Raw genomic sequence first — 22,799 nt, 5'->3', positions numbered from 1 at the left:
TTTTACAAATTGTAACAAGTTTTAGAGTTTCCGAAACATTCTAAAGTGCGTAAATGCCGATCGGCACTTGCACCCCTCTCTGAATTCTTGCCAAAAAATCCGCACTAATTGCACCGTAAGGGCTTTGTTCCAGATAAGTCTGGCGCAAAGCAGACACATTTTCGCAGACAGCTAAAGAATCAGCTTGTAATCCTCCCTCACCAGCCGGAATTAAGATGCGATTAGGATTATCTACGCCTGTAAGGTTACTTGTGAAAGGAACAACAATCACAGAATCGCTAAACTCGTTGCGGATGTCAGGAGAAACCACAACTACAGGTCTTTTTTTTTGTATCTCCTAACTGACGCAAAGCCCTTGAAAGATAAATCTCTCCTTGTCTGGGATAAGTTGTAGTTATTGAATTAGAGTCCATCGGCGTTCCATGCTTCCTCTATCTGTTCTTCTACAAAATCAAACCACTCTTTTTCATCCTGAATATCTTCTTGACTGCGGTTGAGATAAAATTTCCGCAATTTATCTTCTATTTGCTTGGCGTACCAGAGACGGAGAGCTTGTTCGATCGCCTCCGTCCAATTATCGGTAAGCTGGTCTATTTTATCAGCAAACTCGGCATCAAGGGCGACCAACACTTCTCGCTTTTGAGTAGAATTTGACACGTTCGTTCTCCTTGCCAATTCAAATAAAAAAATGACTGCTAACTGTTGACTGGCGACTAATATCATTGGTTGTTAGTTATTGGTTATTAGCAGCATCACACGAGTAACAAATAACAAATAACAAATAACAAATAACTAACAACTAACAACTGACTTTAAAACATCGGCATCAACTGAAGTGGCCCAATTCCTAAGTCTTTAGGAGAAACCCAGCGCACCTCAAACAAAGCGACCATATCCTTAAACTGAGGCTGACCGCGAGAAGCACCCATCAACCCTTTAGCAATCACCAAACCGCACCAACCGTTAGTTGATTTACAGCGGCGCTCCCACTTTTTGCGAGCTTCCTGATGCACCGGGTCGTTTTCATTAAACTCGCCAAACAAATACAATTCCCCATTTTTTGTTTGCAAAATACCCAAGTCGTATTGCTCGTCTTGAAAAGGATCTTCGCCCGGATTAAAACAAATTGCCTTCACCCCTCCAGCTTCTTTCAAATCTTGAATCATAGTTTTAGCCTTGGGATTGGAAGTTTGAATCATCACTACAGGCAAACCATCCCCGGCGGTATTAATATCGACTTCTGCACCTTCGTGAAACTGGACACTTCCGCGTAGAAAATCTACCGTTTCCCAAGGTACGACACCCAGACTCAAGAATGAATTTTGCGGCACCAAATCGTCCCGCAGCCGTGGCATTTCAAATTCATCATCCTCATCGTCATCGTCATCGCCCAGCATCTGTAATAATTCGTCTGACACCTCAGGCATCGTCGAAACTTTAACCGATACCTGTTGAATTTCTCCATCAGACTGCGGAACAGGGATGCGGTAGCGACTGTTGAGAGCGGGAAATGTGTCTGCTGCCAATTTCCGGCGGCCGTTGTGGAAAAAGCGGTGGAATGCTTCGAGAGCAACTAACATCGTCAGGGCTTCTTCTTCGTAAAGAATCGATCGCAATCCTTCTAAAGGATGCAGGTTGCCAAAATTCGGTTCAATTTCCGATGGAGGCAAATCGGCTAAATCAATTTCGTCATCGTCATCCTCATCAAGCTCGCCGGCGCTTTCAAAGGTGAGAAACAAACAGTCTTGCCCTAAAAAAGCCTGTTCTAAATCTTCAAAAGAGTCATCGTTGACAACTCGCTCTCGAAACCGCTTCAAGGATTCTAGAGATCGGTACAGCAAAACTCCGTAATCCATTCTCCCTTGGCCCAATACGGATACGTAGAGGCTGGCGACATCCCACTGATTGATTTCAATAGATATAATTTGATGTTCGCTCAAAGTCCGCCACGGAGCATCGTGCCAAATTTGAGCGGCTTTTTCCATTAGCACTTCGGCGTACTCAGGCGGTAATTCGGGAGGCCGATTCACAGCGACCTCTTCCATGCCCCGAAAGATTTCATCAATTAAGGGCAATTCCGGTACGTAGTCAATGGAAATACCTAAATCTTGAAGTATTCCCCGCAGGTAAAATTGAATTTCTCGATTTTTGACTACGATTTTTTGGGGGCGGACTGCGGGGGCCGGACTTTGGGGATGTTCCATTGCCCGCAGGAGAGCGCGGACGATCGCCTCTGGGCCCGCATCTGGGCCTACCATGTCCATTGCTCTGACGATGCCTTCAGAGCCGTCCACCCAGAGAATACACTCGCCACCAGCTTCTGGATCGTCGTCGTCCTCTAGCATCATGTGCGAGTCAGCATTTGATAACGGTCGGCGGTCGCCCTCCCACACGCTGGGAATTTGAGGTAAGTTTTGTAGCCGACGAAGAGTAGAGCGATTCAGCGCTGCCATAGAGTAAGCCCGTTGGGTGAAGCATTGTTGCGGTGCCACAAAGGGTCAACCGCTGCTTCTCAATCATAAACCCTATAGGGGGAGAGGACATCAAGCTTGGAAATGAGGTCTCACCGTAATTAAAAATTTCCGGCTAAAAATTCAGCCTTCAACGTTCAGTTGACAGTTGACAGTTGACAGTTGACAGTTGACTCCGAAAGCAGTTGGCAGTTGGCAGTTGGCAGTTGGCAGTTGGCAGTTGGCAGTTGGCAGTTGGCAGTTGGCAGTTGGCAGGAAAGTAGGTGACTGACTGATGACTGATACTGATAACGTTCGCTCTTCGGGGACGCTCGCACTAATTAATGACTGATGACTAATGACTTCTTCCCTCTTCCTTCTTCCCTCTTCCTTCTTCCTTCTTCCTTCCCTGTACAATGGAGGTATAAGATTAAACTCTTAACATTCGACAGTCTCAGGAGTTCGACAGATTATGACTCAAGCGATTTCCCAACAGCGGGGCATTCAAATGACGGACTCTGCTGTTCGTCAAGTTTTAGCTCTTCGAGAAAAACAAGGTAAAGACCTCTGCTTGCGCGTAGGGGTGCGGCAGGGCGGCTGTTCTGGTATGTCTTACGTGATGGATTTCGCAGACCCCAGCACTGTGAAATCTGACGATGAAGTGTTCGACTACGAGGGTTTTCAGGTAGTGTGCGATCGCAAGAGCATTCTTTATCTCTACGGTTTGGTGCTCGACTTCAGCGATTCGATGATCGGCGGTGGCTTTAAGTTCACCAACCCCAACGCTACTCAAACTTGTGGCTGCGGCAGTTCTTTTTCTGCTTAAATGGGAAAATTGCTTGGGGCATGGGTATGGGCATTGGTAATTGGTCTCCAGCTAATTGCTGACAATCGCGATCGACAATCAGCCTCGGATGCGCTTCCTTTGTCCCGCACCCCATGCTTTCGAGCAATCTAAAATCTAAAATCCAAAATCCAAAATCGAATGACCCCTGAAGAAATGTTTAAAGACGGTTTCGATCGCTACCAAGCTGGCGAAGCCCCTGCTAATCTGATCCCCGTGTTCAAAGAATTGTGCGAGAAATCTCCCAAAAATGGCAATGCCTGGGCTAGCCTCGCGTGGCTCTACCTTTTGGAAAATAAACCCGGATCGGCTCAAAAAGCAGCGAAAACAGCGGTTAAATTGAACCCTCACGACGCCCAAGCTCGCATCAACCTAGCAGTCGCGATTCTGGATCTCAAAGAAAAAGGGGTGCGCCCCCACGTAGAAGTTGCTCAGCAACTCCTGATGGCTTCCGAAGAGTTGTTAGAGGAAGTTACAAAAAATTTTGAAGAAGGATTAAGCCGCAAACCGGACTGGAAGAGTCTCGCCCGCGTGAAACAGTGGCTTCTGGAAGCGTAAGCCCCCAAACAATGTCGATTTGGGGGTGGGGATCAAGGAAATCGGGTTTGTGGTTTATTACGATCTCGTAATAAATCAATAAATAACTTTATGGAAAACTCAGGAAGTCAGTGCTAGTATTTGAAAACTTAGACGATCGACAAACCGGCACAGCGGTTTTCAGACTTGACTACCATAAATACTAGGAGTTGTAAGAACATGAGCACTGACAGCCACGTTAACATCAAACCAGCAACCCGCAACCACAAAGGTTTCTTTATTCAGCCTGCTTCTTACAAATTGATGAGCATCGATAAATCCGGCTGGGCCTTGATTTGCATGGACAAAGCAGTTTGTCATTATGTAGATCCTGATGACTTGCAATTGCCGAATAAGTCGGGAATGTCTGAAGGTTAATCCAGAAGTTTTGAGAGACATTAAAATGCTTTATTTGAGTAGCTGCCCTCCCTGGAGAGGCAGCAACTTTTTTTTTGTCAGTTGTCAGTTGTCAGTTGTCAGTTGTCAGTTGTCATTAGTCCTGCCGTCGGGCAGTCATCAGTCATCAGTCAGAAGTGTACTAGATCTAACCCAATACAGTTCACTTAAGACAGTACACCAGGAAAAACGATTTGACAAACAGACCCTGCGATTGCTTCGCGAAGACGCTCGCAATGACAAAAAACGTTAAGTAAACCGTATTGAGATCTAACCAATGTAAGGAAGTTCGGCAACGGGTTGTGTAGCGGATGTAACGGATAGAATTCCCAATAACCGATTACCGATTACCGATTACCGATTACCGATTACCAATTACCAATTACCAATTACCAATTACCAATTACCAATTACCAATTACCAATTCCCAATTCCCGATTACCAATTACCAATTCCCAATTCCCCATCGCCTAATTGCTAGATTTGATAGAAAAATTACAAATTACCGATTACCAAGAATAATGGGTTTAAAGCCTCCTCGTTCGAGGAGGAAATAAAACAAAATTATTCACTGTTTCAATCCTGTTCCTTCTAGGTAGAGGTCGATCTCAAACTGTCAACTGTCAACTGTCAACTGTCAACTGTTGACCAATTCCCGATCGCCTAATTGCTAGATTTGAAGGCAAAAAGCAGATCGAGCTGAGCAGTTGTCGGTTCTGTGGAAGTTGTGGCTACGCTGACTCCTCGGAGAGAATTGAGCACTTCAGCAACGGGCGGCGAAACTAAATTGGGCTGTACAGCGAGCAAATAACGGTTCGCCCATGACATGGTTTTTTCCATATCTATATAAAAGTAACCTTGGTTCGCCTGCGGTACAGCAGTGGCGATCGCCTGAAAACTCGGACTGCTGCTTAATGGTTGCGGTGGCGCTGTGGTGATGACATCAACTAAAGGGCCGCCGAAGGCAACAAATACAGAATTTTCATTCAGCCAACCGTGCCCGAATAAGGTTCCTTGTTGCGGTATTTGCCACTCTGTAACCTCTTTTCCCTGGACTTGTCTGGGGGCGACGCTGACTGTAGGATTGCTTTTGGCGATCGCATCGAGTTTTTTGAGGGTTGCTTCGGCTGCGGGGCGATCGCTCGTTTCAAAAATCATCGCCGCCCCCATCCCCAACTGAGACAAAATACCTTGCTCCGAACCGATCGCCCCGATCGCAAATTCCCCATTCATCCAGCCAAAAACATCACGATCGGCATCCAAATCCAAGCGTTTAAAACTACTTCTCACCTGCTGAATGCCCCTGTCAACTTCCGGGCTATCTTTTGCCTCTGCCGTCGCCTGCAACCAAATGCGATCGAGTCCCTTACCCCCTACTAAAGCAATGGTTTCGCCGGGAAATCTGGGCAACAATTTCGATCCGACTGGCGGCTTTTGCTGTCCGAATTTAGGATCTAACCGAGCGATAGTTTTCACCCTCAATCCCGAACTGTCGGCCCCTATTCCCGCTACCAAAGACTTGACTTGTTTAAACTGTGAAAGCACTGTCGAAGGCAATTGAAAATCATCGGGCAAATTAGTTTTTAATTGCTCGATTGCAGCAGGATAATCAGCAATGTAAATAGTTGCGATCGGATTCGGTACGCCAGCACTCTCTGCAAAAAACTTAGTTGTACTCTTCTGGGTAGCGAGGGAGGGCTGTCCTTTAAAAGTATCGATCGCCATTTCCACAGGCTTTCTCAAAGGAGCCATCACTAATTGATCGTCCAACAAAGCCACACTGTAGCGCTTGCCCGTTGGCTCTGCAATCTCAGAAATTTTAACTCCTTTATACTCAGTTTCTTGAGTTGTGGCACCTTCCTGAGATTTTAATTTATTAGCAAAATTCCAAGCACTAATTTTATTTTTGACACTGACTACAACGAGCAGTTTAGGAGGCTCTGTTTTAGCGGTAGCATCTGGGGGTAACAAAGCCACCATCACGCCCCCCAGCCAGGGCTTTAAGTCTCTCTCAAAGTCGATTTGAGTGCCTGCCAAGCTTTGTTCTTGAAAGGCCTTCAAACCCGCACCGACCAACTTTTGAGCGCCCGGGGTGCCGAATTGCTGCAACTGTGACAGTGCTTGGGGATTGGGGGAGATGAAGGCGGCCATCATTGCTTCGTCGGGTACAACTTTGGCGCTGTCTTGGGGGTTGGAGACTTGTTGGCTCAAACCGTGGAAGTAAAGGTACACCGCGGCGCTACCTGCTGCAATGATGGCGGCAGCAATTAGAAGCTTTGGTTTTTTTGCAGGCATTGTTTTCGATCCTAGCGTCCTTTATCAGTTTAATGAAAATCCACTGGGCTTGTGGGGAGCCGATCGAACTAGCTATTTATTTTTATAGAATTTAAAACGGGTTTGGGCGATCGTGTAAACTGCTGTTGAGATGAAGTGCGGGAAGAAATATGAAAGTAGCGATCGCGGGAGCAACGGGATTTGTAGGTAGCCGGCTGGTGGAGAAGCTGCAAGCAGCCGGACATCAAGTGGTGGTTTTGAGTAGAGATGCGGCGAAAGCTGGGCGAGTTTTCCCGGCTTCGGCTTATCCAAATTTGGATGTTGTCGCCTACACTCCGGCGGAGTCTGGTGATTGGCAAAATTCGATCGCGGGCTGCGACGCTGTGGTTAATTTAGCTGGGGTGCCGATTGCGGAGGAAAGGTGGACGGAGGCGCGCCAGCAAGCGATTCTCGACAGTCGCAGATTGACGACGGCAAAATTGGTAGAGGCGATCGTCAATGCTAATCCTAAACCATCGGTGTTTGTGAGCGCATCGGCGATCGGCTATTACGGAACCAGCGAAACCGCTGAGTTTGACGAAAGCAGCCCTGCGGGAAACGATTTTTTAGCAGCAGTTTGCAAAGACTGGGAAGCTGCGGCCCAACCTGCCAAAAATGCAGGCACAAGGCTAGCAATTTTGCGGCTGGGAATAGTTTTGGGAATGGGAGGCGCGCTAGCAAAAATGCTGCCACCTTTTAAACTATTTGCAGGCGGCCCAATTGGCACAGGAAAACAGTGGTTTTCTTGGATTCACCGCGAGGATGTGGTTGATTTAATTTTGTATTCTTTGCAAAATTCGCAAGTTCAAGGCGTTTTGAATGCGACAGCACCGAATCCAGTGCGGATGAATGAATTGTGCCAAACTTTAGGGGAAGTTTTAAGTCGGCCTTCTTGGTTGCCGGTGCCAGGTTTTGCTTTAGAAATGCTGTTGGGAGACGGCGCTAAAGTTGTTTTGGAAGGGCAGAAAGTTTTGCCGAAACAAACTTTGGCTAGCGGTTTTCAATATCAGTATCCGATGCTGAAGTTGGCTCTAGAAGAGATTTTGGCTGGTAATTAAATCCTGCATTTTTAGATATCCCTCGTTCCCCGGCTCTTCTGCCTGGGAACGCATATCCAAAGGCTATGCCTCGTTCCTTCAAATAAATCATCCCACTCAACAATCAATCACATCAACTACCAACAATCGATTAATTCCAGTCGGTTTTAACCGACTTAAGCTATGAGGCAGGGGTTTAAACCCCTGCCGGACTGCGGAACTGACGGACAGGCCGACTGAAATTTTACCAAAATAGAATCGGAATTTACTATGCCAGAACCACAAGCAAACCAACCAATTATTTGCACTAGCTTTGGCGAATGGTGCTTTCACAAAAATAGTCTTTCAAAAGAAGCGAAACATACAGTTGAAGTGCTGTTAAAAAGAGCAGGAACTTCTTACTGTTATAAAGCTGAGCGAATCCTGTCAAATAGAACTTCTCTGAGTTTTGTAAGCGATCGGATATCAGACCTCACAGCCCTGCTATTTCTGACCGATTTGATCGATCTGAATCTGGAAAACAATCAAATATCAGACTTAACACCCCCCTGCAATCTTTAACCAATTTGACAACGCTGTGTCTCAACACAAATCAAATATCAGACTTAACACCCCTGCAATCTTTAACCAATTTGACAACGCTGTATCTCAACACAAATCAAATATCAGACTTAACACCCCTGCAATCTCTGAGGAATTTGACTCATCTGGGCCTGAGCAACAATCAAATATCAGACTTAACACCCCTTCAATCTCTGAGGAATTTGACTTATCTGGGGCTGGGCAACAATCAAATATCAGACTTAACACCCCTGCAATCTCTGACCAATTTGACTTATCTGAATCTGGACAACAATCAAATATCAGACTTAATACCACTGCAATATCTGACAAAATTAAATTATTTGAAGCTGGAAAAAAATCAGCTTCCAGACTCAACACCCCTGCAATCTCTGTGGAAAGTTACCGTCAATTCTACAGAGCGAGTCGATCGCACTCGTGCCGCAGCAGCGATCGAATTTGCTTACGCCACTCTCGGCAAGACTTGCCCAAAAATTATTTTTTGTGCGAGTCCTCACTCCGCCATAGCACAATTGAAAAGTTTGGAATTTCTAACTAATAAAACTGATTTATTTGTGTGTTTTTATCAACAGATAAAATCAGCCTGTCGGCTTTTTTACTGCATGAAAAGTCTTGTGAGTATTTCAGGAATTAGATGGGAGGGGCAGCTCGAACAAGAATTGCGACGAGATATTTCGGACTATTTGAACTATTCAACGTCGATATTTACTTGGAATTCTGTTATGAATTCTCTGTTGAAGACCATCTACATAGCTGACTTTTGTGTGTCTGTAATTAAAATTTTTATCAACCCCGATGCACAAAAAGCTTTTGAATGCTTGAAGCAGCTTTTAGTTGAATGCGGGTGGATTTTTGCATTTGAGGATGTCTGCTGCGTGTGCGATCGCCCCTCAAAACTATCCCTCGACAGTGAAGATCGACTGCACGCAGAAGGAGAAAGTGCGATCGAATTTACCGACGGTTACAAACTCTACTCGTATCACGGAGTAAATTTGCCGGAAAAATACGGACAAATACACCCGAATCAGTGGGAAGCACGATGGATTTTAGAGGAAGAAAATGCCGAACTTCGGCGAGCGTTAATTCAGGGAATTGGTTACGCTAGAATTTGCTCAGAGTTGCAAGCCACAGAATTAGATAGTTGGCAAGAATACACTCTGTTAAAAATAGATTTTGAGGACGATTTCGACGAATCTGGGCAGCCGTTACCAGTTTTTTTGTTAAAAATGACCTGTCCGAGCACCGGACACATTCATTCGTTGCGAGTGCCTCCTGATGTAGTATCAGCAAAAGAGGCAATTCGCTGGGTAAATTGGGACATTGACTCAGAAGAGTTTTCCGTGCAAACTTGAATGCAAGCAGCAGAAATACAAGAACCTTAGATTATTTGTTCATTAGGATGATTTCAGGAAATACGATATATGGTAGTTGCAGCAAAATCAACGATTTCTCTTGCAGAGTTTTTGCAGTTGCCCGAAACTAAACCAGCAAGCGAGTACATCGACGGTCAAATTTATCAAAAACCTATGCCGCAAGGAAAACATAGCCGATTGCAAAAACGATTGCTGGAGGCAATTTCTGAGGTTGGGGAACCTCAAAAGTTAGCCTGTGCATTTCCCGAATTGCGCTGTACGTTTGGGGGGCGATCGATCGTTCCCGATATTGCTGTTTTTGAGTGGTCTCGCATTCCCGTTGATGAAGATGGAGAAATTGCCAACCGCTTTGAAATTCCACCGGATTGGATAATTGAAATTTTGTCACCTGACCAATCTCCAAATCAGGTGATAAAAAAAATAATTTTTTCGATCAATCACGGTACTAAATTGGGTTGGTTTGCCGATCCGAGCGATAAATCAGTAATAGTTTTTCAACCGAATCAATTGCCTGAGGTTAAATCAGATACGGATATTTTACCTGTTCTTAGCGTGTTGGGCGATTGGCAGTTATCCGCAGCCGAGTTGTTTAATTGGTTGAAAATTAATTGATTTAATACGAATTTAAAAAAGTCTTGCTAGAATCATCAATCTTAGACCAATTCTTAACAGTGGCAGATCCCCGCGCAGGACACGGCAGTGCCGTTTCCCTACAGAAAACTGATATCTTTGCCAAAAACTTAATCCATAAAACACTAATCAACATTGGCCCTGTGCCACTTAAAATGGTGGAATGCACAAACCATCAATTTAGGAAAAACTGTTAATAAGATAAGAAAGAAGCCCGCCTTCAGTCAAAGGTGGGCTAAATTCATGCCAGCTTACAGACAGCTAGGCAATCGGGTCTCTTAGCCGATTGACGTAAAAGTTGAGAAAAAGATCCAAATCTTCCGGAAAAACTTATCCTCAACAATTAAGCTCCAGTTTACCCAAGCAGATCGGGAAAATTTCGCACACAGCGATGTTTCCCTGCAAGTGGGGAAATGCTGGAGCTTTATTTTGCCAGCAATCCCCAATCTCCAAGGGTTTAAGCGTCGTGATCGTGAGCGAAGCGGCGGAAGAGGAAGTCTAGGGCGTAGTTCCGCAGGTTGTAGTATTCGGGATCTTCCATCATTTGTACCCGATCGCGCGGACGTGGGAAAGGAATCTCCAAAACCTCGCCAATCGTTGCTGATGGGCCGTTAGTCATCATCACGAGTCGATCGGCCAAAAACAGCGCTTCGTCAATATCGTGAGTAATCATCAACACTGTACAGCGGTGATCGTTCCAGATTTTCAGCAATTCTTCCTGCAATTCTTCCTTAGTAATTGCGTCGAGAGCACCAAAGGGTTCGTCCAAAATCAGCACCTTGGGACGAATTGCTAAGGCGCGGGCGATGGAAACCCGTTGTTTCATACCGCCGGAAATTTGCGGAGGTCTTTTCTCAGCAGCTTCTGTCAGTCCCACCATTGCCAAATGATCTTTGACGATCGCATTTTTTTCGGCTTTCGACTTCTCGGGAAATACAGCGTTAACGGCAATGTAAACGTTTTCAAACACAGTCCGCCAAGGCAGTAAAGCGTAACCTTGAAACACTACCATGCGATCGGGGCCTGGCTTTTCGATCCGCTGCCCGTTAATCGACACGGTGCCTTCGCTGGGATGGCTAAAACCGGACACCATATTTAACAGTGTTGATTTGCCGCAGCCGGAGTGTCCGATCAGAGTAATAAACTCTCCCTCAGCTACGGTCAAGTTAACGTTTTCTAATGCTCTGTAACCGTTTGGATATACTTTATAAACATTGTCCATCACCAAAAAAGGCTGGCGGCGATCGTTTGGTTGCTGGCTCTGGGTTTTGGTGTTTGTCTGGTTGACAGCAGTATTAATCATGGGTTTGAGAAGCCGTTAGTAGGTGATTAGCGATAGCAAATAATGGAGTTTTGAATGGTGAGCTGCGAGTCGAGACTGTAGATTTTCGAGTTCCCTGTATATTTTCAGTATTGAGTTTAAATTGCAAGACTTTTGCATCAATTATATAATTGTGCCGCTTCGCTCTCAACAATGCAATCAATCGCTGTGATTTCTGATTCCTCTTGTCTGACTTGTGAGTTGATAAGTCTTTGACAGGGGCGATCGAGAACTAAGCAATTTTTTCACCTTTTGATATCTCAAAACTCACAGAGCACCATTAGACATTTGGCCGGTGGAAAGCATTCCACCGGCTGGGGCGGACACTCAACAGATCCTAAGCAGCTCTGCGGCCCGAATCCAGAATCACTTCAGCCATCGTGTAATCGCGTTTAATCGCTAGATTGTTGAGATAGCCGATCGGATCTTCAGCATTAAACACCGAGCCATCAAACAAGCGGAGAGAACCCCGAGTGTAAGTAATATCAGACATTCCCAGCTCGCGCGCTGCTGTACTGAAGGGGCCGACTCGCACCACCCGTTCCAGAATTTCTACCCAGTTGCGGGGGAAGACTGTATCGCCCCAACGCGCCATCTGTACCATGTGCCACAACTGTTCGGTACGGCTTGGGCGGTTCACCCCGTCGCCGGCGAACAAGTGGTGAGCGTATTCCCGCATCGGAGTATCAAGATCGCAAGCAGTAGATTTGGAATCGCCAATTTGGATGTAACTCTTGTCAGTAGCGACGTACTCCCGTCCCGCCACAATTTCGGAAACTTCTTGAGCGTGGGCCGGATCGCTGCAATAGTGACAAGCTTCTAGCAAAGCTTTCACTAGAGCAATGTGAGTGTTGGGGTAAGCATTCGCCCAGTCTTCCCGAACTCCCAGAATTTTTGCCGGGTGTCCAGGCCACAGTTCCAAATCCGTAGCCACGGTAAAGCCGACTCCTTCCATCGCCGCGCGCAAGTTCCAAGGTTCGCCGACGCAGAAACCGTCAATCGTCCCACCTTGCAAGTCCACAATCATCTGGGCTGGAGGGATGTTTTTCAGTGAAACATCATGATCTGGGTCAATTCCGCCGGAAGCCAGCCAGTAGCGCAGCAGCAGGTTGTGCATCGATGAAGGGTGAACGATGCCCATGCGGTGAGTTTGGGCGGGGGTTCTGTGCAGCATTTCTTTGAAATCTGCCAGAGTGTAGATTCCTTGGTCGTAGAAGCGACGGGCCAGGGTAATTCCGTTGCCGTTGCGGCTCATGGTGAGGGCTGTAACGGTTGCTATGGGCTTCTCTTGGTGGCCTCCTAAGCTCAACCACGCTGCCATCCCAGAGGGCATTTGGGCTGCGTCTAGGTATCCGGCGGCGATGCCGTCTACGATGCCGCGCCAGCTTGTTTCGCGCACGAGGTGGACTTCATCGAGGCCGTGTTTGGCAAATAAGCCTTTTTCTTTGGCGATCGCGAGGGGAGCGCAGGCTGCCAGGGGGATAAAGCCGAGTTCGAGGTTGACTTTTTCTAGGCCGTGGCGGGCGATCGCCGGTACTTTCCGCGCGCGCAGTTTTTTCACCCGTTTCTGCTGGTTGAGGAAGTAAATCATTTCACTCCGCAGCGCGTAGTAGCTGGGGTGCGAGACTACTTCCATACGTACCCGGGGGCGGGGGATGTCTACTTCGAGGATGCCGCCAATTTTCGATTCTGGGCCGTTGGTGAGCATGACGATGCGATCGCTCAGCAGCACCGCTTCATCTACGTCGTGCGTTACCATCAGGGCGCTGATTTCATACTCTTGGCAAATTTCCATCAACTTTTCTTGCAAGTTGCCGCGAGTCAAAGCGTCTAGGGCGCCGAAGGGTTCGTCTAAGAGTAACAGTTTGGGACGCAGGGCTAGGGCACGGGCGATCGCCACGCGCTGTTTTTGTCCGCCTGATAGTAGTGCCGGTTGCTTCTCGGCGTGGGGGCCCAAGCCCACCATCTCGATGTGTTTTTGGATGATGTCGAGGCGCTCGGCTTTAGCTAAGCCGCTCATTACTGAGTCTACGGCCAGGGTGATGTTTTCTCTGACTGTCCGCCAAGGTAGCAGCGAATAGTTTTGGAACACCACCATGCGATCGGGGCCCGGCTGAGTGATTCTTTGTCCGTCGATCGTCACCAATCCTTCTGTGGGCAGATCCAAACCTGCCACCATATTTAGCAGAGTGGATTTGCCACAACCCGAGTGTCCGACTAAGGAGATAAATTCTCCTTTTTTAATTTCTAAGTCGATCCCTTTGAGGGCTACGTATGTACCGCCGTCTGTTAAATTAAATGTTTTTCCGACTTGTTCTACCGCAATCAAAACTGACATGGTTTTCTTGCCTTTTTTGTAGGTTTGTCCTTGATTTTTCGATTATTTTTGACTGTTGACCGTTAGCTTTTATATTATGCCGATCGCCCAACTGCAATAATAATATTGGTTCGTAGTGAGGACTTCAGTTCTATTCTTTTAAAAAGCTGAGGACTGAAGTTCTGCTACTCCTTTAACTCGTTATCAGGCACAGCCTGGTAACACATAATCAGGAGGCTCTGCCTCGATTTTCCAGCCGAGGCAGATCCTCTTGGATATGGGTTCCCAGTTATTTTACCGGACTTGATATTAGCTTTTAGCTAACAACTGTCAACTGTCAACTATCAACCGTCAACTGTCAACTATCAACCGTCAACTGTCAACTGTCAACTGTCAACTATCAACTGTTTTTATTTGCCTTGAGAGGGAGCAATTTTTTGCTGCAACCATGCCATCAGGCGATCGAGCATCAAACCAACAGCCCCAATGTAGAACACCGCCAAGAGAATTTCACTGATGTAGTTTTGCTGGTAAGCATTCCAAATAAAGAAGCCAATACCTGTAATCCCGGACATCACGATTTCCGCTGCAATAATCGCCAGCCAAGCCAAACCGATCGCAATTCTCAATCCGGTGAAGATATAAGGAAGCGCCGACGGAAACAAGATATTGATGTAATATTCCTTCTGAGTAAGTTGCAGCACTTTCGCCACGTTGTTGTAATCGTCAGGAATTTGGCGGACACCTTCAGCCGTGTTGATTAAAATCGGCCAAACAGAGGTAATGAAAATCACGAACAAAGCAGCCGGTTCGTTTTGTTGAAGTGCAGCCAGGGCGATCGGTACCCAAGCCAAAGGTGCTACCATCCGCAAAAACTGGAAAATCGGGTCTAAAGCCTTGTTCAGGAAGGGATTCGTACCTACCACAACTCCCATGCTAATGCCCACAGCGGCCGCGAGAGTGTAGCCTTTTGCTACCCGTTCCAAACTAGCCATAGTCTGCCAAAATAAGCCGACTCCGTAGGTTTTGGAGTTCATGAAAGGATACATCAACAAAATCCGCGTCCGTTCGTCAGTCCAAACGCTAGTTGGGGGTGGCAACTTGATGATTCCTGTACCCGACAGGAATTGCCAAATTAGCAGGAACCCTAAAAGTCCTAAAATTGGCGGCAATATATTTGACGAATTCTTTTTCCAAAACTCGCCAAGAACTCCTTGGACATCGACTCCGCCTCTCCGATTTGTGCTGACAGCCATCTTGCTAATCTCCTGTGTTTCTGCTGTTTTTTTTCGAGACTTAAGTTATGCGAAGCTTTTACCAACTAACAATGGTCTCGCATCCCCACGGAAGCGGATTGTTTTTAGAACGAGGTTTAAATCGCACGCTTCTAAAAACTGTGTTGTCAACTGTCAACTGTCAACTGTCAACTGTCAACTGTTTAACCCATCACGCTTTTTTAATTGCCAGACTCTTGATGTAATCTTCGGGCTTGTCCGGGTTAAATTCTTTGCCGTCGAAGAACTTCTCAACACCACGAGTCGATTTTGCCGGAATGTCAGCTTCAGCAACTCCGGCTAATTTAGCCGCAGCTTTCCACAAATCTCCTCGGTTGACTTTATCGATGATTGTCTTAGAATCTGCCAAGGTTTTTGTTGGCAAGAAACCCCAGCGGACGCTTTCGGTTAAGAACCACAAATCGTGGCTCTTGTAGGGATAGGAAACGTTGCCGACTCCATCATTCCAGTACAGCGTACTCATTTTGAAGTCGTTGATTTCGGGCTTGCCGTCGCCCATGATATACTTGCCTTCATAAGGAGGAAGCAACACTCCAGGAGCTACGTCAAAGAAGTTTTTGCCAGAAACAATCGACACCAATTCCGCACGATTTTCTGGTTTGTCGCACCACTGCTGCGCTTCAATTATTCCTGCTAACAGCGCTTCGGTAGCTTTGGGGTGTTTGTCTACCCAGTCGCCGCGAATTGCGAGGTATTCTTCTGGATGTCCTTTCCACATTTCGGCAGTTAAAGCGGACAAGAAGCCAATTTTTTCTTTGACAATCCGTAGGGGCCAGGGGTCACCTGTACTGAAACCGTCCATGCTGCCGGTTTTCATGTTGGCCACGGTTTGGGCCGCCGGTACTGTTAGCAACTCGACATCTACGTCGGGATTGATGCCGTTAGCTGCTAGCCAGTAGCGAATCCATAAATCTTGGTTGGCTTTGGGAAAAGTGTAGGCTGCTTTGAAGGGCGTACCTGCTTTCTTGAGTCCGAGGATGTAGTCTTGGGCGGATTTTTCTAGTTTGAGTCCGAGGCCTTTACCTTCGTGTTTGGCAGCGATCGCAATTCCATTTCCCTGAGTGTTTAGCTGTAACAGCACGTACATTGGGATGCCGGCTTTATTCTTGGTGATCAGGCCTTTGCTAATCAAGTATGGCATCGGCATTTGCCACTGCCCGCCATCTATACCACCGCCTGCTGAGCCGATTTCTACGTTGTCTCGGGCCGAACCCCAGTTGGCTTGTTTGGCGACTTTGACATCTACCATGCCGTATTTGGCAAAGAAGCCTTTTTCTTGGGCAATAATTAAAGGCGCTGATTCGACGATCGGGATATATCCCAATGTAATCTTCGTGCTTTCGATGCCTTCTACTCTTTTCTCGTTGGCAACCGCAACCGCTGATGTGGCAGCAGGGGCTCCTCCAGCCCCACCAGCACCACCATCAGCAGTTCCACCGGGCTCGGGCGGATTTCCCAAACAGCCTTTGAGCAGTATGGAACTGACGGCAGATGCACCTGCTGTAACTATAAATTTGCGCCGAGAAAATTTTTCTGAAAATTTGGTCATAGCCTAGCCTCGCTCCAATACATAATCTTCTGTAACGACATCACTGAAGTTTATCAAAGCACTTTATTGCTGTTCGCTAAATTCGGCTTAGAGAACTGTTTTAAGCGCAGGTTGGCAGTAAGGATGAAAAAACTTATGGTAACAATAAGTTTTTATGATATCCCTGCTGATTTGACTCTTTTGATTAACTCAATATTGCGATCGGCCAAGTTGTGTTAACTCGCCAAAAGCGAGTTCTACATTTAATTGGCTTGTTTATTCAGTTTACCGTACTCTTGCTGTGATTATAAAACAAATATTAAATTTAAATGATAAGTATATGTTGTAGGATGTTGCGTTTTATTAAGTAGTCCTTGGTGTGGCCCGATGGTTTCACCGATCGCCCATATTTGACAAAAAACTTGCGCTGTAAGCTTTTGGGCAGTTACCAGCAGCCGGTCTTCTCATTTTTATCAAGGATTTTGCAAATCTCATACTTTTGGTATGTTGACATAATTTTAAAAATGTTATATAAGCGGTTGAGTATCTGCCTCCACGAGCGATCGCCCGTGGAGGCGGTGGGACTATATGAGAAAAAAATGAGAAAAAAATGAGAAAAAAAATTAAGTTTTGAGTAGAAAGCTGAGTAGTAGCCGTAGGGCAGGTCGCACCCACTCGACTTCGTTACTTAATTAAACATAAAATATGGAACGCTAAAAAGCTTGCTGTATATTTCTTCTGACTTGTAAATTCTGACTTCTTGCTTCAGCAGACTTCTATTTAACGATCAAAATTTGAACCGTCTTACCATCGAAAATTCCCTCTAAGTATCGTATGGTGGGCAAGACACGATTAACTTTTAATTATGAAGCTCACAAAAGGTGCAGCAATCAGACTAACAATTCTATTTATTTTGCTCGGAATAGGTGGTGCTTATTCATGGCAAATCATGACAAATCCGGCTTCTTTATAACAAGCTAAAACGCAATCTAAATCTTTAGTAACAATTTATGTAAAAGGCAATTATATTGAAGCCTTTATCTGGTTGTGCTTTGCTATTGGTTTCGCTCTTGATGCCGTAAAAACATCAGAAAAAACCAGAATTTATCGCCTGATTACCACCATATTTTTTTATTGTTTGGTTGCTCAGATATTGTCGAAGCACAAACTGGCGCGTGGTGGAGTCCTTGGTGGTTATTTGTTTGGAAAGTTTCTTGTGTTTATCTATGACGATCTTATTGTGGGTTTATTTGCGCGATCGCGCCATTTCTACTAAACCATAAATTGTCGGTTCGCTAAGAGGGGCGGGTTTACGAGATGCTGAGTTTTAAACATAGATGGTTGGTAAAAACCGCTTCTACGATCGCGCAAATTATCTTGTGATTAATTGTAGCAAGCAAGAAGGAAAATTGGAGGCAGAGCCTGGGAACGAGTAAACAGTTAGCATTCAATGCAAGCTATTAAAAAATTCTCGAACCGCAGCGGGCTGATTATCTGGCTGAACGAAGCTAGCCAGTAAAGTCAAATCGAGTTCGGGGAAAAATTCGCTCTTCTCGCATTTTTGATACGTGCCACTTTGCGATCGATAAAGCGAGAATTGCCCATCTTGCCAAAACCAAACTTCAGACACATTTAAACCTAAATATACCTGTAATTTATCGATGCCACCGCTAGTCACAATAACTTCGATCGCAAAATCTGGAATATCCTTTAATTCCCCGACACAATAGCACTCATCGGGTTCTAATCCCCTGGCTTCTGCTTCGTTGCGATAGGTGGTAGAACCGCAACCATGTAGATCCAAATCTTTAGCAAGGGCATAGGTTTCCAAAAGGCGACCGATGGTTGTTTTTTCGCGTTCGTGTCTGGGAGATAGGGTCATAACTTCAAGCAGTCCTTGGCAATAGGTGAGGCGTAGTCCCGGTACGTCTTCGAGAACAGAATCAATGGTGAGATAGTCCTGCCAACTGATGCCTCGTAGAATCAGGCGTTGTTCGGTTTGAGTATCGAGTTTTTCGACAAGATTTGTGTTCATAGTTGAGCGGCGTTCTATGTTGATCATATTATAGACTAAATTGATTTAAACTGCGTAAATTACAGTCTAAGCTAACTCATAAATTAAATGTTAAAAGTTTACAATTTATGTAAAATATATAAGACTTATGCATGGACTGCGATCGTAAATCGTCTTCAATTACTTTATTATGGTAAGTTTTTTGCTGTAATTTCTAATCTTGTTTCTTCACTTAAAATTAAACCGCTTTGGTTGGGAGGATTGCGTTCCATATAAGCATTTACTAAATCCTCAATGAAAATATCGTAAATTTCTGGAGGTATCCGAGAAGTCAAAGAAAGCCAATCTTTTTCAATTCGTTGCTTTACTTCTCTTTTGCTTCGAGCGGAAATCGAATAGGATACAACTTCTACGCTATTTGTACAGAATCCCACCTTTGTTAATATTTCTCTATATTCGCTAGACAAATAATACCCATAACGAAATTTTTTTAATTCTTGCCACTTACTATGCAGCAGTAATTCTTGCGCTATAAACTGAATAGAAGTGGGAGAGCCTTCACCTAAAAGCGATAGTAAAATTTTACCTGAAGGCTTGAGCGCTTTTTTAAACCTTGTTAGTACGGGAATATGATCGTGGATATAATGAAGAGCCTCGAAAGAAACGATAATATCGAACGACATTTCAAATTCAAGGTTTCTCGCATCGCCTAACTGAAAGTCTAGATTCGGGTAATTTTCCCGATCGAACTTACTCTTAGCAAACTCTATAATTTCTGGAAAACAATCAATACCCACAACATAGCCTTGGGGCAAATATTGGGAAATTTCTGCTGTTATTCTACCGTCTCCACATCCCACATCTAGAATTTTTTCATCTCCTCGCAATTGGAGTTCTGATATTAAATGCTTAATGCGAAAATGAAAGTAAAAAGGGTTATTGTAGTAAGATGCTATAGAAGATGGATACATAGCTAAAAAATATTAATTGCAGATTATTCGCTCGCTTTCAACTACAAAAAGTATATCACACCTGTTGCATTACTGCACAGCTCTTTAACATTTCGTCATAATCGAGCCAGAGGGGCGGGTTTACGAGATGCTTAGTTTTTAACAATTATGGTTGGTAAAACCCGCCCCTACCCGATCGCAAATTATACAAAAACGAATCAACCGGAATTGATATAAAACCGAGAAACCGGGGTTCTTCAAGAAACCCGGTTTCTGAAAGCCCGGTACTGTTAATTGGGCGGATCGAAGCGGTTGACAGATAGCGCAACACCGATCATTGGTAGGGCGACGCCGAAGCAAATCAGCCACTGATCTAGGTTCATTGGAGCTGTCTCGAAGATGCGATTGATAAACGGAGAATTAGCAAAGATAATCTGCAAAATTACAGCTACGACAATGCCGACACCGAGGGCGGGAGCTCCGCTAACTTTTTCCTGAGAACCGCTAAATTTAGCCATCAAAGAAGGTAACAATTGGCTGAGACTCAGTAGGTAAAAAATTCTGCCCATTACTAAAGCTTGAATCGCCATTGTTCGGGCTAGTGGCAAAGTTCCCCAATCGGCTTGACGCACCCATTCAAACATTCCGAAAATTATTGTCCAATTGTACAGAGAAATAGCTAAGATGCGTTTGATCCGATTTTCAGTCAGGAAAGGTTCGTTGACTGGGCGCGGCTGCTGTTTCATCACTCCGGGAGACTTGGGCTCGAAAGCAAGGGGCACAGTCATGGTGATCGAGTTGAGCATATTCAGCCAGAGGATTTGTAGCGACAAAATCGGCAATTCTCGGCCGAGTAGAGTGCTGAGCAAAATTGTCATTGATTCTCCGCCGTTGACTGGGAGAATGAAGCTGATGGATTTAAGTAGGTTTTTGTAGACCGATCGCCCTTCTTCTACCGCAGATTCGATCGACGCAAAGTTATCATCGGTCAAAATCATGTCGGCGGCTTCCTTAGAAACCTCCGTACCGCTACCCATTGCGATGCCGATATCGGCTTGTTTGAGGGCGGGGGCGTCGTTAACGCCGTCTCCTGTCATCGCCACAATTTCGCCTTTTTGCTGCAAAGCTTCTACGAGGCGCAGTTTTTGTTCTGGGGCGACGCGCGCAAAAACTGAGCCGGCTTCTACGGCTTCGGCGAGGGCATTTTTGTCCATGGCGGCGAGTTGGGCGCCGGTGTAGGCTACAAGTTCTCTATTGTGTTTGGTTTTGCGGAATCCCATGCGGCGGGCGATCGCCCTGGCGGTAGCGATGTGGTCGCCGGTAATCATTTTAACTTGAATGCCGGCGGTTTGGCAGGCTTGGACGGCGGCGATCGCAGAGGCCCGCGGCGGGTCGATCATGCCTTGGAGTCCGAGGAAAACTAGCCCTGATTCTACGTCTGAGTGAGCAACGGATCCCTGTTCGTGGGGAACGATTTTTTTAGCAAAAGCTAGGACGCGCAAGCCTTGATCGGCCATTGCATCGACTTGGTGGTGGATTTGCTGGCGATCGACTTCTGTCGAATTTCCTTCAGTGTCGAGACTGGAACCGCAGCGGGTGAGAATTGATTCGACGGAACCTTTGACATACAAAATTTTGTCGCTTGTCGGAGTTCGATGCAGTGTCGCCATGTATTGAAACTGAGATTCAAAGGGAATTGAATCGAGGCGCGGCATGGATTTTTCCAAGACTTGCTGGCTGAGTTCTGCTTTTTTACCTGCTGCAATTAAAGCTCCTTCTGTCGGATCGCCGACGACAATCCAATCGTTATCTTTGAATTCTAAGTGAGAGTCGTTGCAGATCATTCCGGCTTGCAAACATTCTTGCAAAGCTGGAGATTGATTGACACTAATTGGTAGTTGGTTGAGTTCAATGTCGCCTTCTGGACTGTAACCTGTACCTGTAACGGAGTAGGATTTGCCACCAGAATAGATTTCTTGCACTGTCATCTGATTTTCTGTCAAAGTTCCGGTTTTGTCAGAACAAATGACTGTGGCGCCGCCGAGGGTTTCTACTGCGGGGAGTTTGCGGACGATCGCGTGTTTGGCGGCCATCCGGGAAACACCGACGGCGAGGGTGACGGTAATGACGGCGGGGAGGCCTTCGGGGATGGCGCCGACGATGAGGGCGACTGCTGGTTCGACTGCTTCTTTAAAGGCTGAAACTCCGGCTGGGACTGGTCGCCCTAAACGCACTGCAAAGGTCAAGGTTGCCATTGCGAGGACAAATAGCAGCCAGTTTTGACTGAATTGATTAAATTTGCGGGTGAGGGGCGTGGTGAGGTCGATGTGGCGATCGAGCAATTGGGAGATTTTGCCGGTTTCGGTTTTATTGGCGATCGCAATTACGATACCGCTACCTTGGCCGAAGGTAACAAAACTGCCAGCATAGGCCATGTTATCGCGTTCTGCGAGCGGCGTTTCTTCTGGCAAAACCAAGTTTCCCGCCTGTCCGAGTTGTTTTTCAACAGCAACGGATTCGCCTGTAAGTCCAGATTCATCTATTTGCAAATCGCGCACTTTAATCAATCGCAAATCTGCCGGTACTTTGTCACCGGAAGTCAGGGTTACTAAGTCGCCCACAACAAGTTCTTTTGAGGGAACTCTTAATTTCTTGCCACCTCGAATGACTGTGGCTTCTGTGGTAACAGCTTTAGCTAGGGCATCGATTTTTTTCTCAGCCCCAGCTTCTTGGATGAAACTGATAATAGCGTTGGTAGTTGTTACGCCCCAAATTACGCTGGCATTCAGCCATTCTCCAATCAGTGCTTTGATTAAACCGGCACTCAGTAAGATTATCAGGAGGGGTTGGTTAAATTGCAGTATAAATTTTAACCAGGCTGGTTTCCCTGCTTTAACTGTTAGTTCGTTTGGCCCGAATTTTTGTTGGCGACTGGCTGCTTCTGCTGGATCGATACCGTTTTCCAGATTGGTTTCTAATTGAGTTGCAACTTTGGATCTTTCTAAGTAGTGCCAATATTGCTCTGCTACGTCTACATCGTTGGCGGCTTTTGCTGGCATAATTTTTCCTGGATTTTTGTTGTTTGGCGAGCTTTCTTTTATCGATATTGAATCAGCGCGCTCAATACAACTCCTCGCTCGTTGGAGCGTGAATATATTGAGCGACAAGAGGGT

General features: G+C 45.9%; 19 protein-coding genes. 7 read left to right on the top strand and 12 right to left on the bottom strand.

The window, feature by feature from the left end; all coding sequences use genetic code 11:
* Nucleotides 1–40 precede the first annotated feature (40 nt).
* From JGK14_RS05930 to JGK14_RS05915, 4 genes are all read right to left on the bottom strand, one after another.
* Complete coding sequence (locus tag JGK14_RS05930) at nt 41–310, bottom strand: type II toxin-antitoxin system PemK/MazF family toxin (protein WP_293192319.1); 270 nt, start codon at nt 308–310, stop codon at nt 41–43.
* A gap of 92 nt (nt 311–402) precedes the next feature.
* The gene (locus JGK14_RS05925) at nt 403–657 is read right to left on the bottom strand and encodes a hypothetical protein (RefSeq protein WP_293192321.1); all 255 of its coding nucleotides are present in this window, start codon (nt 655–657) and stop codon (nt 403–405) included.
* A 155-nt stretch (nt 658–812) separates the two neighbouring features.
* Nucleotides 813–2,453 (bottom strand): DUF6930 domain-containing protein, encoded by a 1,641-nt coding sequence (locus tag JGK14_RS05920; RefSeq protein ID WP_293186823.1) that lies wholly within the window; start codon nt 2,451–2,453, stop codon nt 813–815.
* 141 nt (nt 2,454–2,594) lie between these two features.
* Complete coding sequence (locus JGK14_RS05915) at nt 2,595–2,867, bottom strand: hypothetical protein (protein ID WP_293225201.1); 273 nt, start codon at nt 2,865–2,867, stop codon at nt 2,595–2,597.
* A gap of 55 nt (nt 2,868–2,922) precedes the next feature.
* Between JGK14_RS05915 and JGK14_RS05910 the strand changes: the two genes are divergently transcribed.
* The 3 genes from JGK14_RS05910 (at nt 2,923) to JGK14_RS05900 (ending at nt 4,248) form a co-directional block, all read left to right on the top strand.
* Complete coding sequence (locus JGK14_RS05910; RefSeq protein WP_265238087.1) at nt 2,923–3,276, top strand: HesB/IscA family protein; 354 nt, start codon at nt 2,923–2,925, stop codon at nt 3,274–3,276.
* A gap of 159 nt (nt 3,277–3,435) precedes the next feature.
* Nucleotides 3,436–3,852, top strand: coding sequence for a tetratricopeptide repeat protein (locus JGK14_RS05905; RefSeq protein ID WP_293186825.1), 417 nt, complete (start codon nt 3,436–3,438; stop codon nt 3,850–3,852).
* A gap of 198 nt (nt 3,853–4,050) precedes the next feature.
* Nucleotides 4,051–4,248 carry a hypothetical protein gene (locus JGK14_RS05900; protein WP_006632682.1) on the top strand — a complete coding sequence of 66 codons (198 nt, stop codon included), beginning with the start codon at nt 4,051–4,053 and terminating at the stop codon, nt 4,246–4,248.
* Between the two features lie 681 nt (nt 4,249–4,929).
* Here JGK14_RS05900 and JGK14_RS05895 read toward each other — a convergent pair.
* Nucleotides 4,930–6,561: a DUF3352 domain-containing protein gene (locus tag JGK14_RS05895; protein ID WP_293242797.1), complete on the bottom strand. Its 1,632-nt coding sequence runs from the start codon at nt 6,559–6,561 to the stop codon at nt 4,930–4,932.
* A gap of 149 nt (nt 6,562–6,710) precedes the next feature.
* On the opposite strand from JGK14_RS05895, the gene thyD reads away from it, so the two are divergent.
* From thyD to JGK14_RS05875, 4 genes are all read left to right on the top strand, one after another.
* Nucleotides 6,711–7,637 carry a thylakoid membrane protein ThyD gene (gene thyD / locus JGK14_RS05890; protein ID WP_293210928.1) on the top strand — a complete coding sequence of 309 codons (927 nt, stop codon included), beginning with the start codon at nt 6,711–6,713 and terminating at the stop codon, nt 7,635–7,637.
* 249 nt (nt 7,638–7,886) lie between these two features.
* The gene (locus tag JGK14_RS05885) at nt 7,887–8,177 is read left to right on the top strand and encodes a hypothetical protein (RefSeq protein WP_325314849.1); all 291 of its coding nucleotides are present in this window, start codon (nt 7,887–7,889) and stop codon (nt 8,175–8,177) included.
* A 5-nt stretch (nt 8,178–8,182) separates the two neighbouring features.
* Nucleotides 8,183–9,550 (top strand): DUF6745 domain-containing protein, encoded by a 1,368-nt coding sequence (locus tag JGK14_RS05880; protein ID WP_325314848.1) that lies wholly within the window; start codon nt 8,183–8,185, stop codon nt 9,548–9,550.
* A 69-nt stretch (nt 9,551–9,619) separates the two neighbouring features.
* Nucleotides 9,620–10,183 (top strand): Uma2 family endonuclease, encoded by a 564-nt coding sequence (locus tag JGK14_RS05875; RefSeq protein WP_293197198.1) that lies wholly within the window; start codon nt 9,620–9,622, stop codon nt 10,181–10,183.
* A 475-nt stretch (nt 10,184–10,658) separates the two neighbouring features.
* On the opposite strand, the gene JGK14_RS05870 is transcribed toward JGK14_RS05875, so the two are convergent.
* From JGK14_RS05870 to JGK14_RS05840, 7 genes are all read right to left on the bottom strand, one after another.
* On the bottom strand, nt 10,659–11,504 hold the full coding sequence (locus JGK14_RS05870; protein WP_293176947.1) for a nitrate ABC transporter ATP-binding protein: 846 nt from the start codon (nt 11,502–11,504) through the stop codon (nt 10,659–10,661).
* A gap of 355 nt (nt 11,505–11,859) precedes the next feature.
* Complete coding sequence (locus JGK14_RS05865) at nt 11,860–13,860, bottom strand: ABC transporter ATP-binding/substrate-binding protein (protein ID WP_293228980.1); 2,001 nt, start codon at nt 13,858–13,860, stop codon at nt 11,860–11,862.
* Nucleotides 13,861–14,249: 389 nt separating this feature from the next.
* A complete protein-coding gene (ntrB, locus tag JGK14_RS05860; protein ID WP_293176951.1) occupies nt 14,250–15,095 on the bottom strand; it encodes a nitrate ABC transporter permease in 846 nt (281 codons plus the stop codon).
* 190 nt (nt 15,096–15,285) lie between these two features.
* Complete coding sequence (locus JGK14_RS05855) at nt 15,286–16,683, bottom strand: CmpA/NrtA family ABC transporter substrate-binding protein (RefSeq protein ID WP_293274767.1); 1,398 nt, start codon at nt 16,681–16,683, stop codon at nt 15,286–15,288.
* A 1,426-nt stretch (nt 16,684–18,109) separates the two neighbouring features.
* Nucleotides 18,110–18,697, bottom strand: a complete 588-nt coding sequence (locus tag JGK14_RS05850) for a Uma2 family endonuclease (protein WP_293228982.1) — start codon at nt 18,695–18,697, stop codon at nt 18,110–18,112.
* Nucleotides 18,698–18,864: 167 nt separating this feature from the next.
* Nucleotides 18,865–19,647, bottom strand: coding sequence for a class I SAM-dependent methyltransferase (locus tag JGK14_RS05845; RefSeq protein WP_293228984.1), 783 nt, complete (start codon nt 19,645–19,647; stop codon nt 18,865–18,867).
* A gap of 269 nt (nt 19,648–19,916) precedes the next feature.
* Nucleotides 19,917–22,685, bottom strand: coding sequence for a cation-translocating P-type ATPase (locus JGK14_RS05840; RefSeq protein WP_325314847.1), 2,769 nt, complete (start codon nt 22,683–22,685; stop codon nt 19,917–19,919).
* Nucleotides 22,686–22,799: the final 114 nt, after the last annotated feature.

Source organism: Microcoleus sp. PH2017_28_MFU_U_A (genome assembly GCF_020738035.1).
In the GTDB taxonomy this organism is placed as follows: domain Bacteria; phylum Cyanobacteriota; class Cyanobacteriia; order Cyanobacteriales; family Microcoleaceae; genus Microcoleus.
The sequence above is the reverse complement of the archived record's forward strand: the minus strand, read 5'-3'. Positions and strand labels throughout refer to the sequence as shown.